This is a genomic window from Undibacterium sp. RuTC16W, from assembly GCF_049339445.1.
In the GTDB taxonomy this organism is placed as follows: Bacteria; Pseudomonadota; Gammaproteobacteria; order Burkholderiales; family Burkholderiaceae_D; genus Undibacterium.
On the sequence record NZ_JBMPPE010000001.1, the window covers coordinates 425,559 to 443,905 of the forward strand.

General features: G+C 51.1%; 10 protein-coding genes. 5 read left to right on the forward strand and 5 right to left on the reverse strand.

The genetic code is table 11. From position 1 onward, the window contains the following. Nucleotides 1-111 precede the first annotated feature (111 nt). The 5 genes from icmF to ACO0K4_RS01980 form a co-directional block, all read right to left on the reverse strand. On the reverse strand, nucleotides 112-3,471 hold the full coding sequence (icmF, locus tag ACO0K4_RS01960; RefSeq protein WP_422954913.1) for a fused isobutyryl-CoA mutase/GTPase IcmF: 3,360 nt from the start codon (nucleotides 3,469-3,471) through the stop codon (nucleotides 112-114). Between the two features lie 479 nt (nucleotides 3,472-3,950). Further along, nucleotides 3,951-7,589 carry an indolepyruvate ferredoxin oxidoreductase family protein gene (locus ACO0K4_RS01965; RefSeq protein ID WP_422954914.1) on the reverse strand — a complete coding sequence of 1,213 codons (3,639 nt, stop codon included), beginning with the start codon at nucleotides 7,587-7,589 and terminating at the stop codon, nucleotides 3,951-3,953. A 735-nt stretch (nucleotides 7,590-8,324) separates the two neighbouring features. After that, a complete protein-coding gene (locus ACO0K4_RS01970; RefSeq protein ID WP_422954915.1) occupies nucleotides 8,325-9,854 on the reverse strand; it encodes an ATP-binding protein in 1,530 nt (509 codons plus the stop codon). Beyond that, on the reverse strand, nucleotides 9,847-10,560 hold the full coding sequence (locus tag ACO0K4_RS01975; RefSeq protein ID WP_422954916.1) for a response regulator: 714 nt from the start codon (nucleotides 10,558-10,560) through the stop codon (nucleotides 9,847-9,849). Before ACO0K4_RS01975 ends, ACO0K4_RS01970 begins: the two co-directional genes overlap by 8 nt. A 24-nt stretch (nucleotides 10,561-10,584) precedes the next feature. Next, nucleotides 10,585-11,817, reverse strand: coding sequence for an ABC transporter substrate-binding protein (locus tag ACO0K4_RS01980; protein ID WP_422954917.1), 1,233 nt, complete (start codon nucleotides 11,815-11,817; stop codon nucleotides 10,585-10,587). A 621-nt stretch (nucleotides 11,818-12,438) separates the two neighbouring features. On the opposite strand from ACO0K4_RS01980, the gene ACO0K4_RS01985 reads away from it, so the two are divergent. The 5 genes from ACO0K4_RS01985 to ACO0K4_RS02005 all read left to right on the forward strand — a co-directional run bounded on the left by ACO0K4_RS01985 (nucleotide 12,439) and on the right by ACO0K4_RS02005 (nucleotide 18,284). Then, on the forward strand, nucleotides 12,439-13,710 hold the full coding sequence (locus tag ACO0K4_RS01985; protein ID WP_422954918.1) for a maltoporin: 1,272 nt from the start codon (nucleotides 12,439-12,441) through the stop codon (nucleotides 13,708-13,710). Nucleotides 13,711-13,856: 146 nt separating this feature from the next. Continuing rightward, nucleotides 13,857-15,107, forward strand: a complete 1,251-nt coding sequence (locus ACO0K4_RS01990; RefSeq protein ID WP_422954919.1) for an ABC transporter substrate-binding protein — start codon at nucleotides 13,857-13,859, stop codon at nucleotides 15,105-15,107. 100 nt (nucleotides 15,108-15,207) lie between these two features. Then, nucleotides 15,208-16,155, forward strand: a complete 948-nt coding sequence (locus ACO0K4_RS01995; RefSeq protein WP_422954920.1) for a carbohydrate ABC transporter permease — start codon at nucleotides 15,208-15,210, stop codon at nucleotides 16,153-16,155. Next, on the forward strand, nucleotides 16,145-17,020 hold the full coding sequence (locus ACO0K4_RS02000; protein ID WP_422954921.1) for a carbohydrate ABC transporter permease: 876 nt from the start codon (nucleotides 16,145-16,147) through the stop codon (nucleotides 17,018-17,020). The genes ACO0K4_RS01995 and ACO0K4_RS02000 overlap by 11 nt, the downstream gene beginning before the upstream one ends. 121 nt (nucleotides 17,021-17,141) lie before the next feature. Beyond that, nucleotides 17,142-18,284 (forward strand): ABC transporter ATP-binding protein, encoded by a 1,143-nt coding sequence (locus tag ACO0K4_RS02005; protein ID WP_422954922.1) that lies wholly within the window; start codon nucleotides 17,142-17,144, stop codon nucleotides 18,282-18,284. Nucleotides 18,285-18,347 lie beyond the last annotated feature (63 nt).

Consider the following 18,347-nt stretch of genomic DNA (forward strand, 5'->3'; position numbering starts at 1 on the left):
ATTCACTTTCATTTAGACGGATAGCTTTGTAGGGCGGGTGCAACCCGCCGTTTTGAGGATGTAAATTATTACCGAAATCGGCGGGTTGTACCCGCCCTACATTTTTGACTACTACATATTCCTGCGATACTGCCCCCCTACCTCAAACAGCGCCGTCGTAATCTGTCCCAAAGAACAGACGCGCGCGGCGTCCATTAATTTGGCGAAGACATTTTCATCATTGATCGCTGCCTGTTGCAATGCGGCCAGTGCTTTTGGCGCTTCGTGGGCGTGACGTTGATGGAAATCTGCCAGACGAGATAATTGGGATTGTTTCTCTTCATCTGTCGAACGGGCTAGTTCGATTTTTTGTGGGGTATCGTTGGCTTTTGGATTGCGGAAGGTGTTGACGCCAATGATCGGTAAGGTGCCGTCGTGCTTCAGGTGTTCGTAGTGCATGGATTCTTCTTGAATCTTGCCGCGTTGGTAGCCAGTTTCCATGGCGCCTAAGACACCGCCACGTTCTGCGATACGTTCAAATTCTTGCATGACCGCCTCTTCGACCAGGTCGGTAAGTTCTTCGATGATGAAGCTGCCTTGAATTGGGTTTTCGTTTTTCGCCAGGCCCCATTCGCGGTTGATGATGAGCTGGATCGCCAGAGCGCGACGCACGGATTCGTCAGTCGGTGTGGTGATCGCTTCGTCGTAGGCGTTGGTGTGCAGGCTATTGCAGTTATCGTAGATTGCGATCAGGGCTTGCAATGTGGTGCGGATATCGTTGAAGTCGATTTCTTGTGCGTGCAGGCTGCGGCCTGAAGTTTGAATATGGTATTTCAGTTTTTGGCTACGATCATTCGCACCGTATTTGTCGCGCATGGCGACTGCCCAGATACGACGTGCCACGCGGCCTAAGACCGTGTACTCGGGGTCCATGCCGTTGCTGAAGAAGAAGGACAAGTTGGCGGCGAAATCGTCAATATGCATGCCGCGTGCGAGGTAGGCTTCGACGAAAGTGAAGCCGTTCGACATGGTGAATGCCAATTGCGAAATCGGGTTCGCGCCCGCCTCGGCGATGTGGTAGCCGGAGATCGATACCGAGTAGAAATTGCGCACCTGATGATGCACAAAATATTCTTGAATATCGCCCATGACTTTGAGTGAGAACTCAGTCGAGAAGATGCAGGTGTTTTGACCCTGATCTTCTTTCAGAATATCGGCTTGCACTGTGCCGCGTACATTCATCAAGACCCATGCGCGGATTTTGGCTGCTTCGTCCGCTGTCGGTTCGCGCTTATTGTCAGCGCGGAACTTGGCCATTTGCTGATCAATCGCGGTGTTCATGAAGAAGGCTAAAATCGTCGGTGCCGGACCATTGATCGTCATAGACACCGAGGTCGCCGGATCGCAGAGGTCAAAACCGTCGTACAAGACTTTCATGTCTTCCAGAGTTGCCACCGACACACCTGAGTTACCGACTTTGCCATAGATGTCAGGGCGAATCGCCGGATCAGCACCGTATAAAGTCACCGAATCAAATGCAGTGGACAGGCGCTTGGCATCCATGCCTTGCGACACTAGTTTAAAACGGCGGTTGGTACGGAAAGGATCCCCTTCACCTGCGAACATACGGGTCGGGTCTTCGCCTTCGCGTTTGAATGCGAACACACCGGCCGTGAACGGGAAGGAACCCGGAACATTTTCTAACATCAGCCAGCGCAGGATTTCACCATGATCGACAAAACGTGGCAACGCAACTTTCCGGATTTTGGTGCCCGACAAGGTGCTGCTGACAAGCTGGGTGCGGATTTCTTTGTCGCGAATTTTAACGACATATTCATCACCAGAGTAGGCGGCCTGCATGTCGGGCCACATGGCGATGAGTTTTTTAGATTCGGCGTCGAGGTGGGCGTCTTTTTCTTCTGCGAGCGTATTCAGTTCAAACAGAATATCGTTTTCACGTAAACGCGTCTCCAGCGGCGAGCCGGGCGTCTTATCCCCTAACACAGCCGCGTTGCGCCCTACTTTATCCAGCGACTCACGCAGCATGCGGGATGACTCTTGCAATTGCTGGCGCTCGCGGGCAAAGACGACTTGCTTACCGGTGTGCTTATGGTATTGACGTACGGTATCGGCGATTTCGGCGAGATAGCGTGTCCTTGCGGCAGGTACGATAACGTTTTTTCCGCTGGAGAATTTGGCACTGACTGGCGCGAGTTTACTCGGCGTAATTTTCAGGCCGCGCTCAGCCAGCGCAGGCAAGATACCCTGATACAAGGCAGTGACACCGTCATCGTTAAAGCGCGATGCCTGCGTCCCGTAGACCGGCATTTCATCCGGCTTCTTGGTCCACATTTCCCGGTTACGCTGGTACTGCTTTGCCACATCGCGCAAGGCATCCTGTGCACCCTTGCGATCGAATTTATTGATGGCTACAAAATCGGCAAAATCCAGCATGTCGATTTTTTCTAATTGCGACGCAGCACCGAATTCTGGTGTCATGACATACATCGACAAATCAACATGCGGGACGATTGCCGCATCACCCTGACCGATACCAGAAGTCTCGACAATCACCAGATCAAAGCCGGCAACTTTACAGGCGGCGATGACATCAGGCAGTGCCTGAGAAATTTCAGACCCGGCTTCGCGCGTTGCCAGTGAACGCATGAATACCTTGAGCTTGCCGCCCCAGGGGTTAATCGCATTCATACGGATGCGATCGCCAAGCAAGGCACCACCAGATTTACGACGTGAGGGGTCGATAGAGATAAGCGCGATATTGAGCTGATCGTCCTGATCCAGACGTATGCGACGTATCAGCTCATCGGTGAGTGATGACTTACCTGCACCACCCGTACCGGTGATGCCAAAAGCCGGGGCAGTGATGTTGTCGGCGGCCTGATGCAAGGCGTGGCGCAATTCCGGTGCGACGCGATCATTCTCCAATGCAGTAATCAACTGGGCCAGCGGTCGATGAATCGCGACGATGTCATCACTTTGCAAACGATCGATGGTCGTCGGTGCATAGCTCGACAGGTCGGTATCACACGCTTGTATCATCGACAGGATCATGCCGACCAGACCAAGACGCTGTCCATCCTCAGGACTGAAAATCCGCGTGACGCCGTAAGCGTGCAGATCGGCAATTTCGTCCGGCACGATTACGCCGCCGCCACCGCCAAATACCTTGATATGCTCGCCACCACGCTGCTTGAGCAGATCGATCATGTATTTAAAATATTCGACATGACCACCCTGATAGCTGGAAATCGCAATCCCCTGCGCATCTTCCTGCAAAGCGGCGGTGACGATTTCCTCTACAGAACGGTTATGCCCGAGATGAATGACCTCTGCACCATTCGCCATCAAGATGCGTCGCATGATATTGATCGAGGCATCATGGCCGTCGAACAAGGACGCCGCTGTGACGAAGCGGACTTTATTGGCAGGTTTATATTCGGTCAGTTTTTGGGCTACGGACAGGTCGGTCATGTCTTCCTCAACAATCTGGATTTTCTAATAATTTCAGGATGGATACAAAACTGCTCCGGCAGTATTACAGCTCACGGCCATACCGGTCGCACGTGTCAATCTGGCTTCATGCAGGATGGTGCAATTAAGCGCCATGTCAATTTTGCGTCGGTCTCGGGTTGGATCACCTAAGTTATATGACGTTAACGTAAACGTCAATCTAAATAACAACTCAGCGTTTTAAAAAGGAAATACTAAAAAAACTACATTAAACCGGGGACGTCAGACGGCGTTTGCTCACGCCCATATCACCCGCTCGATCAGGTCTTTTTTAAAATTCTTAACATCAATCCGTAATATCCATGAGGCTTTCCAGCCAAAAGCACCTGAAAAGCCACGTCAACATTGCGGATAGCATTAAAAATATCTAAAAAACCTCTCATATTCGTCCTCCCGCAAGCATTTGCCGGAAGACGAATACTCAGACACCCCCAGGCAACTCAGGCAGCGCGGGTGATTTCACCAATCACAGGTGCTTTCGGCTTCTGCAACAGACGTGCCTGTTCAGCATAGTAGTTTTTCATGGCTTTTTCTTTGACATGACCAAAACCACGGACGTGCTCAGGCAAATTGGCAACGGCGACTGCTTTCTCCAGATTGTCTTTATTCAATCCGCTCAACAGGGTCGTGATCGTCTCGCGATAATTGACGATCAGGGCGCGCTCGGCTTTGCGCTCATCGGTGTAAGCAAAGAGATCAAACTTACTGCCGCGCACGCCTTTGCATTTTGCCAGCAGCTTAAACGCCTGCCAGACCCAGGAACCATATTGCGCTTTGATCAGATGACCCTGTCCATCTTTTTTCGATAACAGCGGTGGCGCAAGATTGAATTTCAAAGAAAAATCGCCTTCAAACTGTTGCTTCAGCTTGTCGGCAAATTGACCATCGGTGTACAGGCGCGCAACTTCATATTCATCCTTGTAAGCCATCAGCTTGAATGCATACTTTGCCACGGCGGTTGCCAATTTATTGCCAGCACCGAGCGAGGCTTCTGCTGTGCGAACCTGGCTGACCAGATCTTGATATTGCTGAGCGTAGCCAGCATTCTGGTAAGCCGTCAGATAGTCAACGCGACGCTTGATCAGGCTGTCCAGGCTTTGTGGCATTTGCACGATGACAGGCGAGGACGGGATCGCAATTTTTTCTACTCTTGCCAGATCAACGGCAGCACGACGGCCCCACAGGAAGGCTTTTTTATTCGACTCAATCGCAACACCATTTAACTCGACAGCGCGCATCAAGGCCGCTTCGGATACCGGAATGGCGCCTTTTTGGTAGGCAAAACCCAGCATGAACAGATTCGTCGCAATCGAGTCGCCCATCAGGGCAGTTGCTAACTTAGTGGCATTGATAAAGTCGACCTTGTTACCGACCGCCTCAGCAATCAGTTGCTCGACTGATTCTGCGGGAAACTGCCAGTCAGGATTTTTGGCGAAAGGGCCGGTCGGTTGTTCGTGCGTGTTGACGACGGCGCGAGTGCGGCCAGCACGCATCTTCGAGATCGCATCATGCGCACCGGCAGTCAGCATGTCACAGCCTAAAATCAGATCGGCCTCGCCAGTCGCGATACGCTGCGCACGTAAGCGCGCGACGTTGTCGGCAATGCGGATGTGGGACGTCACCGAGCCATTTTTCTGCGACATGCCGGTCATATCGAGCACCGACACGCCTTTACCCTCCAGGTGCGCCGCCATGCCAATCAGGGCACCAATCGTAATCACACCAGTACCACCGATACCATTCAACAGAATGTTGTACGGTGCTGCGCAGGCTGGCAACACCGGCTCTGGCAATCCGCCGAAATCATCGGTCTTGGCAGTGCCGGTTTTCGACTTACGCAAGGTGCCGCCTTCTACCGTCACAAAACTTGGGCAAAATCCTTTGACGCAGGAGTAGTCCTTGTTGCAGGAGGATTGATCAATCGTGCGCTTACGACCGAATTCGGTTTCCAGCGGCATGATGGAGGTGCAGTTCGATTGCACGCCGCAATCACCGCAGCCCTCGCACACGGCCTCGTTGATAAACATGCGCTGATTCGGATCAGGGAATTCTTTCTTCTTGCGGCGACGACGTTTTTCAGCGGCGCAGGTCTGGTCATAAATCAGCACCGTCGCCCCTTCGATTTCACGCAATTCTCGCTGTACGGCGTCCATGTCCTTGCGGTCATGCAGCGTTAAAAAATCGGTCAAATTGGAGCGGTCAGCATATCTCGATAAATCCTCGGTCACCAGTGCGATCCGCTTCACACCCTCGGCCGCCATTTGCTGTGCCATCATCGGTACCGTAATGGTGCCATCGACCGGTTGTCCACCTGTCATAGCGACAGCATCGTTGTACAAAATTTTATACGTGATATTGACCCTGGCAGCAACCGCAGCGCGGATTGCCAGATAACCCGAGTGAAAATAAGTACCGTCACCCAGATTCTGGAACACATGCGGCAAAGTCGAAAACGCCGCTTGTCCTATCCATGGCGCGCCCTCGCCACCCATATGCGTGGTGAGTTTATTAAATTCGGGATAAATCGCAGTCGCCATCACATGGCAACCAATCCCCGCCAGCGCGAGGCTGCCTTCCGGCACTTTGGTCGAGGTATTATGCGGACAACCGGAGCAGTAATACGCAGGACGCGGCGGCGTGTTCACGTCCTTGTTCAGCACCACATCTTTTGCTTCTAAAAAAGCCAGACGTGCCTTAATCAGATCACTGGTGTGGAAGCGGGCAATCCGAGCTGCAATGACGCGAGCAATTTGGGCGACTGAAAAATCAGCCTTGGAAGTTAGTAACCAGTCACCACGGGGATGGACCCATTCACCTTTTTCATCGAACTTACCGATCACGCGCGGACGCACATCGTCGCGCCAGTTATAAAGTTGTTCTTTGAGCTGATATTCGACCATCTGGCGTTTTTCTTCCACCACCAGAATCTCATCCAGGCCTTGCGCAAATTCGCGCACGCCATCAGGCTCCAGCGGCCATGGCATCGAGACTTTATAAAGACGAATACCGATCTCAGCGGCGAATTGTTCGTCAATACCAAGTTCTTCCAACGCCTCTAGTACATCGAGGTACGACTTACCAGAAGCCACGATGCCGAGCTTGGCGTGCGGGCTATCAATGGTGGTGTGATTCAGCTTATTGGCACGGGCATACGCCAGCGCTGCATAGATTTTGTAATCCTGCATCAGCGCTTCTTGCTTGCGTGCCTGTATTCCCAGCGTGTCCAGCGACAGACGGGTATTCAATCCACCTTCTGGCATCACAAAATCAGAGGGATAGACAATCTTCAGGCGGAAAGGATCGGCATCTACCGAAGAGCTGGATTCAACCGTATCCGCAAGCGCTTTAAAACCGACAGCACAACCGGAGTAGCGGGACATGGCCCAGGCATGCAAACCCAGATCCAGGTATTCCTGCACATTGCAGGGATACAGCATAGGAATCATGCAAGCCGAAAAAATATGATCAGACTGATGCGGCAAGGTCGATGAATATGCACCGTGGTCGTCACCGGCAACCAGCAAGACGCCGCCATGTTTCGAAGTGCCGGCATGATTCATATGTTTGAAAACATCACCGCAGCGGTCTACGCCGGGGCCTTTGCCGTACCACATCGCAAATACGCCATCGTATTTGGCAGGGCCGATCAGATCGACGGTCTGTGTTCCCCAGACTGCGGTTGCTGCCAGATCCTCATTCACACCCGGAACAAATTTAACGTGGCTGTCTTCGAGTAATTTTTTGGTTTTCCACAATGTTTCATCCAGCCCACCCAAAGGTGATCCGCGATAACCAGAAATGAATCCCGCCGTGTTCAGGCCTTCGGCCAGATCACGCTGGCGCTGTATCATCGGCAAACGGACTAAGGCCTGAATGCCGGACAAAAATATCGTGCCGCTATTCGACGTATATTTATCATCGAGTTTGACGTCATTCAATTTGACGTTAGGCGAAACAGGGGAATTCGGGGTTGCGGCGCTATCAGGTACTGACAGTGCTGACAGTGCTGACAGCGCAGACGCTGCAGAGGTTGAGGCGGACGTGAGTCCAGCAGACTCCATCGTGGGGTCAGATGACATAGTGGCTCCAAAATTTGTGATTTAGATCGCAAAGAACATGAGTCGCGTCCGGTAAGACACAATTTTGCTCGTCACCTATAGCGAGGTATCGGGTATAGGTTAGTTTGCGTTGGCTGAGATAGCAGCCATTTTATTCGAATCCGGCAAAAAATTCGATGTCAATCGGGCATGAAAGCGCACGAAAAAGCACATTCTGCATTGCTCATAACAAAGCAACATCTTGCTTATTCCATCGCTTAACAGCTAGTCCAACTGCTGTTCGCCCGACTGTCACCGGCTTCACCGAATCAAAGCAATATCAAAAGAAGCTTCATGAATTTCGCTGCAGCGCTTCTTCGACTTCCTTTGAAATCTGCTGTGTTGACAGTGTAGGTCGCTAAGCTGATTAAGGAAAATACGGAATTAAAATAGGGCTATCATAAATATTGATATCCCCTACTTATCTAATTTTTTGTAGGAATCTGGCATGAGTACTATAGGCCAGGGCTTACGCAAAAACGACAAGTTACCTGTCAGAATGCGCAGGCTGGATGCGGCTTCCAGAGGTTTTTCGGGCCAACCAGCACATTCCGCCTGCGGATTCGTTTTGAGAAATTATAAAAACCCTTGAATCGATATTTCATGGAGCCGCGTTCTCCTGCTAATACTGCTACCTCGGCTTTTCCTCTGTGTCTCAGTGTCTCTGTGTTTCTGTGGTGAGAGGTCTTAGTTTTTTGCGTAAGTCAGTATACGAGCTTATGCGTCGTGCTCTGTTGAATGAGACACCAAAACCTCATGCCGCCCGGGCAATAGGATCGTTGCAATCAAACCGCCATCAGGATGATTTTTTAACTGCAATTCACCCTCATGCGCCTGTACGATACTGCGGGTAATGCCAAGGCCTAAGCCCATGCCTGCGGCATTCTGATGGCGGCCATGCTCCAGCCTGACATAAGGTTCAAATAAACTCGCAAACGCATCTTCAGGTACACCAGGTCCGTGGTCGCGAATCTCAATCGCGATCTTGTCAGCCTGCTCAACAACATGGATCTCGACCTGTTTGCCGTAGTGAATTGCATTGTCCAGCAAATTACCCACCGCACGCTTGATTGCCAGCGGCTTGGCAAAAACGGTCAGGCCGGATTCGTTAAACGAAATCTCATGCCCCGCCAGGTGCGCACCTTTCACCATGCGTCCTAACAAGGCATCGAGACGTATTTCGGTAGGATTTTCGTAAATATCACTGTCTTTCACGCATTGCAGCGCGCCCTTGACCATCATATCCAGCTCATCCAGATCGTCATGAAACTCGGCACGAACAGCGTCATCGTCAAGTAATTCGGTGCGTAATTTCAAGCGCACAATCGGCGTACGCAAGTCATGCGAAATCGAGACGAAGAGACGTTCCCGGTCATCGATATATTTCTGGATACGCTCACGCATTTCACCGAATGCACGCGCGGTTTTGACGAACTCTTTACTACCGGTCTCTGGCAATGGTGGCGCATGCTCCCCCTTACCAAAAGCTTGTGCCGCCTCGGACAAGGCCGCCAGCGGACGCGTAGTCCAGCGCACGACGAGTATCGACAACACCAATACTGCAGCAAGAGACATCGCTTGCAACAGCACACGGTCAGGAGAAAAAGGATCACCGCTTTTGAAGAAATAAGGATTCGGCATCAACGTCGCCATATACAGCCAGCGACCGTCATCCATTTCTGTCTGCAATACGAGTATCGGCGCGGGATTGGGTTCGGTGATCAGGATATGTTGTACCCATTTTTCCGGGACTTCACTGATCAGCGATCCGTCATCAGAGACCACCAGATCGGTAGGCCAGGCAAATCCTATGTGTAGCTTGGATAACTTGGGCAACTCTTCTTTGAGAGAGGTTTGTATCTGCTGTACCGCCAATGTAGTGAGACGGTTGTCCGTCATCTCTCTGAGTTTGACGGGTTGCTGGTTGATATTGACGAAAAACCGGGTGCCACCCATTTCGCGGAATAGCTGAATGGTCAGAGGCCGGTAGTTTGAAGGCAGTCCAAAAAAATAACGCATGGTCGAGGCCGCACTACGGGCAACGTGCTGCGAGGATGCCTTGGTTTCGGCCTCGGATTCTATGCGCACCTGAGAAGTCCAGAAAGCGTTACCGACGACCTGGGTCAGCATGACGCCTGCCACCATCACTACCGTCAGACGTCCGAGCAAGGACTGTGGAAGGATGCGCTGTAACAGGCGCTGAGAAAGCGACTGACTAAGAGACGTCCCAGGAGATGGACTAGGCATGAGTACTGACAACATCGGCAGAAAAAACATAGCCGGCACCGCGTACCGTTTTGATCAATGCAGGCTGTTTGCCGTCATCATGCAAGCGCAGACGCAGGCGGCTGATCTGCACATCAAGCGAGCGGTCCAGCGGCCCCGCATCACGACCGCGCGTTTCTTCGCACAGCACATTACGGTCAAGAATATCGCCGGGATGTTCCACAAAATATTTCAATAATTGAAAATCCAGACCGGTCAGTGCAATCACTTCGCCATGACTGTCGCTGACGGTGCGCTCCACTGTATCAAGAGTAAATCCGACAAAACGATAGTAGCGTGGCGCAGCGGCATTTTCATTGCCTGTACGACGCAGAATCGCCTTGATCCTGGCAAGTAGTTCGCGAGGGCTGTAAGGTTTTGCAATGTAGTCATCGGCACCGAGTTCCAGACCGACAATCCGGTCCGTTTCATCAGAGCTGGCGGTGAGCATAATGATAGGCACATTCGAGCGGTTTCTGACTACCTTACATAGGGCAAACCCATCTGTATCCGGCAACATCACATCCAGAATCACTAAGGACAATTCATCGGCATAGCGCTGAAATTCGGTCAGAAACGATTCCCCATTGTGAGCGAGTTTGACCTCATATTGATTTTTTTCCAGATACGCTTTCAACAAGGTTCTGGTTTTTTGGTCGTCATCGACCACGAGTATCTTGCGTGTCATATTGTGCTACTCATGTTGTGCCACCTAAGTTTTTTTCAGTGACCGGGCAATCGCGCCGAGGCGGCGCTGTGTATCACTTACGGTAATTTGGTCATCCATAAAAAAGCGATAAATCTCCGCGATAATCGCATCTTTAGAAATTTCATCGGTCGCCATGCGATGCGCCAGACTCGGTACTTGTGCGGCACTGCCGCGGGCAAATAATTTCCACGAGGTGCGGGCACAACTATCCATTTTGCTCATATCGGGATTACGCAAAACCGGCACCGATCCTTTGATCTGATTGTAATCTCCCTGCACGGCAGGCGATAAAACGATCTGCGCCAGTTTTTCCTGAGCAGCTTTGTGGGAGCCGTCTCCTGCCAGCATGACCAGAGTGTCAATATCGTAGAGGTGATAATTCTCGGTCTGTGGTACTGCCATACAGGCAAAACCGACGTCCGTCGCCAGCCCCCATGCGTTCAGTTCTGCCTTGACCCAATCACCCATCACCATCATCGCGGCACCGCCATCGGCGAATTGCCTTGCCAGCTCATTCCATGAACGATCTTGCACCGGTGCTGCCATCCATTTTTTCATGGAACGGAAGCGCTTTAAGGCCTGACCGAAACGCGGATCTAAAAAACCAGACTGCTCTTTTTTGACAAAAATATCGTTGTAAAAACCGGCACCTGCTTCTGATAACACCAGCGTTTCAAATAAGGTCGCCAGTTGCCAGGGCTCGCTGCTCTGAGCGAGAGGGGTGACACCGGCTTGCTGCAATTTTTTTGCTGCAATTTCGAAATCATCCCAGGTATCTGGCAGGGCTAAGTCGTATTTTTTGAATAGCTTGCGATTAACGAACAGAGTATTGATGCGGTGAATACCCAGCGGGGCGGCAACTACATGCGCTTTAGATTGCGTCAGCGCCCAGACGCTGGGGAAGAGAATTTTGTCCCATTTATTATTGCTGCCTACCGCATCAAATTCCAGCAACAAACCAAGTTCTGCCCACTCACCGATCAAGACGCCATTGAGTTGCGCGACCTCTGGTGCATTACCGGATAAGACCCGGCTTTTCAGGACAATCCCGGCACTGACACCGGATCCGCTAGGGATCACTGCATCGCGCCAGACGATGTTTTCTTGCGCAAGTTTACCGGCCAGAAAATCGACAGCCTTATGCTCACTGGTGGATTTCCACCAGTGCAGTACCTGCAATGAATCCGCCCATGTTGATGAGCTCGCCACCATCAGCAAAATGAACCAGATCACCACGCGCAGCGCTTGTCTCCATTGCGGGGGGGAAGAAGATATGCATTCTGTATGGGGCAACAATCTTATATTTGTTGTTTGCACCTGAGGGTCCTTCCGGAGTCCTTCCGGGTCTTCTTTGTCTCGGCACAGACTATAGCCCATGTGAATGTTGTTGCGAAGGTAAATAAGCATCGATATTTGTAATGAAGTGTGAGCTTACGTTGCATTTTATTGCAGCTCTCGAAATGCGCCTGCGGACGGACAATTTCCCTATGAACAGATGTCACAACCAGCATGACATCGAGACAATTTTCAAAATCTCCAACGTAAAGTTATGTAACAAGAGCTCTTGTCATCATTTTTCATTTTTCCATATAAATCAATTACTTAACATCCATGCAGAGCGCAAACCACAGTCAGGTGGTGACACATAATCTGCGATGTTAATGTCTGCTCGCCGCAACAAAATGCAGCAACACCGTGAGAAGTTCCGACACGTGTTTTGCGCAAATGATGGTCAGAAAATTCAGGCAGCCATCAGCAATAAATGAATACCTAACCGGGATACACCGGGAATGACCGCATGCTCAACAGCAGCGTCAGCTTGCTAGCGAGCGATTAATTTATAACAAAGGAGACATTATGACCAAGGCCGTATTTCGTGCTGCCCTCAAAGCATTACCCCTCGCAATTTCCCTCACCTTGTCCGCCGGTCTGGCACATGCCAGTGACGCTGAAGGCGAATTCCATGGCTACTTACGTGCTGGTGTAGGTTCCAGCTCCGAAAAAGGACCGCAAAGCTGCTACGACCTGGGTGGCAACACCATGAAGTATCGTCTCGGCAATGAGTGTGACAGCTATTTCGAAGGCGGTTATACCAAAGAATTGGCAAAATCTGACAACGGCGTGAGCTGGGTTGGCACACTGTGGATTGATGCGTACAAAAATGGCTCGGACTTCGGCAACGCCAAACCGGAAATCGCCAAAGCCTATGTGGAAGCCAAAGGTCTGGACTTCCTGAACGGCGGTACGGCGTGGATTGGTAAGCGTTACTACTTCCGTCCTGATATCCATATGCTGGATTTGCAATACATCAATCTCAACGGTACAGGCGGCGGCTTTGATAAAGTCGGCGGTTTCGGTCCGGGTAAATTAGGCTATGCCGTCTTCAAAGACAATGACACAAACGAGATCGATGCGACGACTGGTAAAGTAAAAAATACTCCTGCCGCTGTACGTCAGAATTTCATCTATGAAGGCGTACCTGTCAATGAAAATGGCAGCGTCGATATGGCTTTCACCCTGATCAGTGCTCAGGGCGACAATCGCCACAACGGCTGGCAGTTCTCAGTCTTCCACAAGCAGGATAAAGTCTTTGGCGGTGCAAATACTTTCGGTATTCAGTACGGCGTTGGTCCGGGCACCGGTATTGGCGGCCCTTGCTGCGATCGTATCGGCAGCTCCGGTAGCACAACGCTAGGCTCTGACGTAACACGTTTGCGTATTTTTGATAACTTGGTCATTCAGCCTACCGCGCAATTCAGTACGGAGTTTATTGCATTGATGCAGCGTGACAAATCTGATGCTCAAGGTTCTTCTACCTGGACAACATTAGGCGCAAGACCTGTGTATGCCTTGACCAAGAACTTCAAACTGCAAGCAGAAGTTGGTACCAGCCGTGTCACACAACCAAATGGCGGCGATGCTTTGCGCTTGACCAAATTGACGTTTGCCCCGACGCTGTCCATGGGTGAAGGCTACTGGTCACGCCCTGAATTACGCGCCTTTGTGACCTATGGCAAATGGAATGATGCAGCAACAGCAGCCGTCAATGCGAGCAATAACTCAGGTCCAGTCTATGGCACTAAGACCAGCGGCACCTCTGTCGGTATTCAACTCGAAACCTGGTTTTGATTTGATATTTGATAGAACAGCGGGTTAAGTCAGACACAATAACAAAATCAACCGGAAGGAAGCGTAGTACTGCGCCTCCTTCCGCACATCCAGATCAATCTCATTGCGAACCAGTCAAAACGTCGCAAACTATGGAGAAGACAATCATGAAATTGAAACAAATCGTTCAGGCAACAATGGCAGTGACAGCACTGATCGCTGCCAATGCTCAAGTTCAGGCAGCTGAAGTCGAAGTGTTGCATTACTGGACTTCCGGCGGTGAGGCAAAATCCGTCGCCGAACTGAAAAAAATGATGGAAGCCAAAGGCGTTACCTGGAAAGACTTCGCGGTTGCCGGTGGTGGTGGCGAAAACGCCATGACCGCATTGAAAGCCCGTGTCATCGCCGGTAGCGCACCAACCGCTGCGCAGATTAAAGGTCCGTCGATTCAGGAGTGGGGTAAAGAAGGCGTTCTGGCGAATATCGATGCGGCTGCGACCGAGGGTAAATGGGATGCAAATTTGCCGAAGGTTGTTTCAACTATCATGAAATACCAGGGCCACTATGTCGCAGCGCCAGTCAATGTGCATCGCGTCAACTGGTTGTGGGTCAACCCGGAAGTACTGAAAAAAGCCGGTGCAAAAGCCCCTGGTAACTGGGACGAGTTTTTTGATGCTGCAGACAAGATCAAAAAAGCAGGCATGATCGCGATCGCCCATGGCGGTCAGCCCTGGCAAGATGCGACGGTATTTGAATCCGTTGCGCTGGGTGTAGGCGGTGCTGACTTCTACAAAAAAGCCATCGTTCAGCTGGATCAGGCGAGTTTAACTGGCCCTACGATGATCAAGACGTTTGATACGCTGGCCAAGATCAAAACCTACATCGACAAAGATGCCGCAGGTCGTGACTGGAATCTGGCAACCGCGATGGTCATCAATGGCAAAGCGGGTATGCAGTTCATGGGGGATTGGGCCAAGGGTGAATTCACGGCGGCTGGCAAAGTCGCAGGCAAAGATTTCTTATGCCTCTCTGCTCCCGGAACCGATAAGGCGTTCACCTTCAACATCGATTCTCTGACGATGTTCAAGGTAAAAGACGATCAGCAAAAGTCTCAGCTCACGTTAGCCAGCGCGGTGATGAGCCCGGAATTTCAGGAAGTATTTAATCTGAACAAAGGCTCAATCCCAGCACGGGCTGGTGTATCCCGCGCCAAGTTTGATAGCTGCGCACTGAAATCCATGGATGACATGGATGCGACGAGCAAGAGCGGTGGCCTGGTACCAAGTTTCGCCCACGGTATGGCAATTGATTCTGCCAAGGCTGGTGCGATTCAGGACGTGATTGCGAAGTTCATGAATTCCACCATGACGTCTCAGGCTGCGGTACAAGCTTTGGCCAAAGCGGCAAAAGCGAAGTAATCTGAAAAAAATTGGACGTCGGCTATGCTGACGTCCAACTTAAATATGTATAAGATCAATCAGACGATGTATGCCCATCTGATCGATCCGGAGATTTTTGATGTCAGCGTCTTCCCCCGCAACACCGGGTGTCTCACCCAATAGCAGCCCGCGTAAAACCCCACACGGCTTTGCCAGTTTCGCCGATGTCTGGCTTCCGCGCATCGTATTGTCACCTACCATCATCGCCTCCCTGATTTTTGTGTACGGCTTTATCGGACTGACCGCATATTTGTCTTTGACCGAATCTCGTCTGATGCCGAACTACACGTTGTCCGGATTCTCGCAATACGTCGCTTTATTTGATATTGATCGCTGGTGGGTATCTGCCAGCAATCTCGGTATTTTTGGTGGACTGTTTATCCTGATCTGCCTGGTAGTCGGTCTGTTACTCGCCGTATTTCTTGATCAGCGTATTCGTGCCGAAGGTGCGCTGCGAGCGATCTATCTGTACCCGATGGCGCTATCGTTTATCGTTACAGGTGCTGCCTGGAAATGGATACTCAATCCCGGACTTGGACTGGAAAAAATGGTAAGAGACTGGGGATTTCCGAACTTTACTCTGGACTGGCTGGTTGACTCCGATATGGCAATCTATACCGTCGTCATTGCCGGGGTATGGCAATCATCCGGTTTTGTCATGGCCTTATTTCTCGCGGGTCTGCGCGGCATTGACGACAGTATCATCAAAGCCGCCATGGTAGACGGAGCGAGCCTGCCGACCATCTACCGCCGCATCGTCATTCCATCCCTGCGTCCCGTATTCTTTAGTGTATTGCTGGTGTTGTCGCACATTGCGATCAAGAGTTTTGATCTGGTGATGGCACTGACTGCTGGCGGACCGGGTACGTCATCAGATGTTCCGGCGATTTTTATGTACCAGTTTTCTTTCACTCGCGGACAACTCGGCCTGGGTGCCGCATCTGCAATGATGATGCTGGCAACCGTACTAGCCGTGCTGGTTCCCTTGATTTATCTTGAAGCAAAAGAGGCACGACATGCACGCTAATTCGTCAACATCATCCGGTGTGCGGCTGGGTCGTATCGCTATCTATGTTTTGCTGGTTTTTTGCGCTCTGTATTATCTGGCGCCGCTATACGTCATGGTCACGACCTCATTGAAATCCCTCGATGAAATTCGCAGCGGCAATCTGCTTGATATTCCCTTGCATCCGAATACATCCGCATGGGCCAAAGCCTGGGGAGGTGCCTGCACTGGTGTGCAATGCGAGGGACTGGCGCCCTACTTCTGGAACTCAGTGAAGATGGTGATTCCTGCTGTATTGATCTCAACCTTCGTCGGATCGGTAAATGGTTATGTCCTGGCACACTGGCGTTTTCGCGGGTCTGAAATCGTCTTTACCGCATTGATGGTCGGCTGCTTCATCCCTTTCCAGGTGGTGATCTTACCGATGGCTCGCTTACTTGGCCTGATGCATCTGGCAAACACGACCTACGGCCTGATCCTGGTACACATCATCTATGGTATTGCCTTCACCACTTTATTTTTCCGTAACTACTATGTGTCGGTACCCGATGAATTGGTGAAAGCCGCAAGGATCGATGGTGCAGGTTTTGGCATGATTTACTGGCGCATTATTTTGCCGCTGTCTTTACCGATCTTTATGGTGTGCTTTATCTGGCAATTTACTCAGATCTGGAATGACTTTTTATTCGGCGTGGTGTTTGGCGGCTCTGATGCGCAACCGGTCACGGTGGCATTAAATAATCTGGTGAATACCTCGACTGGTGTGACGGAATATAACGTCAACATGGCGGCGGCCATCATTGCAGCGCTGCCGACCCTGGTCTTGTACTTGGTCGCCGGTAAATATTTTGTCAGAGGTCTGACTGCCGGTGCTGTGAAGGGCTGAGGCTGAGATTAATAGCCAATCACCACACTGATATACCAATTAACATCAATCAAAATAACGTCGTGTATGGCAAGTGCCTGACAAAATCAACGACAACACCTAGTTTCAGGAGACAGCAGGAATGGCAAGTTTATCGATACGCAACGTACGTAAGGTCTATCCAAACGGCGCAGAGATTTTAAAAGGTATTAATTTAGAGATTAAAGAAGGCGAATTTCTGATCCTTGTTGGCGGCTCCGGCTGCGGTAAGTCTACCCTGCTGAATATGATCGCCGGACTGGAAACCGTGACAGAGGGAGAAATCTGTATCGGTGACCGCTGCGTGAATAACGTGCCACCAAAGTCACGGGATATTGCGATGGTGTTTCAGTCCTATGCCTTGTATCCCACGATGACGGTCAGAGAAAATATTTCGTTTGGCCTTGGCATTCGCAAGGTGCCAAAAGATGAGCAGAAGCGTATTGTTGAGCGAGTTGCCGAAACATTGCAGATGACTCATCTGCTGGATCGCAAACCTGCCCACTTATCCGGAGGACAGCGCCAGCGTGTCGCGATGGGGCGGGCAATTGCGCGTAACCCTTCACTGTTTCTATTTGATGAGCCGCTATCGAATCTGGACGCTAAGCTGCGCGTAGAAATGCGTGCTGAAATCAAACTGATGCATCAGCGTCTCGGCACCACCACAGTCTATGTCACGCATGACCAGGTCGAAGCTATGACGCTGGGAGACCGCATCGCAGTGATGAAGGACGGTGTCGTACAACAGTTTGGCAGCCCGCAAGAAATCTACGATCAGCCATCCAATATGTTCGTGGCAGGCTTTATCGGATCGCCCTCAATGAATTTTTTACGCGGGAAGCTCGTCAGCGATACAGGACATGTCGCGTTTATGCTGGAGCACGCGGGTAAGACGACTCTCCTTCCTTTGCCAGAAAAATTAGCTCTGTCCCTGAAACACAATCTGGCTGGCAATGCGCCTGCCGACATCATTCTTGGAATCCGGCCTGAGCATGTCACAGATGCGGTCAGCGCACGCCGTTCTGAAACCGCCGATGGCTACCATCCGACTGAAGTTGACTGCGTAATTGAACTGACGGAGCCAACAGGCCCGGATACGCTGGTGTTCTCACGCTTCAACGGAGCAAGAATCACCTGCCGTACTCACCCGCGCGCAGCGGCAATGCCGGGACAAACAATGCGTCTGGCATTTGATCTTTCTAAGGCGGTATTTTTTGATGCAGTGAGCGAGCTGCGACTGGCTTGAAGCTGAGATTATCAAGTCGGTATTGCAGTCTGGCTTGTAATACATACTAGAGAATCTCTAAAA